Here is a 901-nt window from a genome sequence, read left to right as displayed (position 1 = left end):
ACCGCGGCGCCGAGAACTTCCGCCGCAGCGGCGAGGTGGATGCCCTGCGCATTAAGAAGGACAACTTCTACGCCCACCAGGTGATGTGGGACGGATGGGTGGACGTGGAAAAGCCCCGCCTCCACATCATCGGCCACTGGAACTATACTCCTGAAGTGAAAAAAGACATCTTTGTCATTTCCTCCGCCGACAAGGTGGAGCTGAAGGTGAACGGCAAATCCCTGGGCTTTGGCGAGCAGAGCAACCGCTTCCTGTACACCTTCAAAAACGTGCAGTGGCAGCCGGGTGCCATCAGCGCCGTAGGCTACGATGCCGGGGGCAAGCCGCTTTGCTCCGACGAGATCAAAACCGCCGGCAAACCCGCCGCCCTGCGCCTGAAAGCCATGACCGCCCCTGCGGGCCTGAAGGCCGACGGCCACGACCTGGCCTTGATCGAGGTGGAAGTGGTGGACGCCGGGGGCCAGCGCTGCCCCACGGCCCTGGATATGGTGCGCTTTGAGCTGGACGGTCCTGCCGAATGGCGGGGCGGTATGGCGCAAGGTCCCGACAACTACATTTTGTCCCAAAACCTGCCGGTGGAGTGCGGCGTGAACCGTGTGCTGGTGCGCTCGCGGACACAGGCCGGCACCATTACGCTGAAGGCGGCTGCCGACGGCCTGAAGGGTGCTTCCCTGACGCTGACCTCCAAGGCCTTCCCGGTAACCGGCGGGCTGACCACCGTGCTGCCTTCGGCGGGACTGCCTTCCCAACTGAAGCGGGGCCCGACGCCGCTGACGCCTTCCTTCAAAGTCAGCCGCAATGCCATCGGCATCGTTCGGGCCACGGCCGGCGCCAACGCCGACAGCGCTTTCGCTTCCATTGACGACAACGAGCTGAGCGACTGGTACAACGACGGCAACCT

General features: G+C 63.9%; 1 protein-coding gene. It reads left to right on the top strand.

The genetic code is table 11. The features are described from left to right. A partial coding sequence (locus V9K67_RS27020; RefSeq protein ID WP_336728245.1) for a DUF4982 domain-containing protein occupies positions 1 to 901 on the top strand: 901 nt, incomplete at both ends.

It is taken from the genome of Huijunlia imazamoxiresistens, assembly GCF_037132455.1.
Lineage (GTDB): Bacteria > Bacteroidota > Bacteroidia > Chitinophagales > Chitinophagaceae > Flavisolibacter > Flavisolibacter imazamoxiresistens.
The sequence above is the reverse complement of the archived record's forward strand: the minus strand, read 5'-3'. Positions and strand labels throughout refer to the sequence as shown.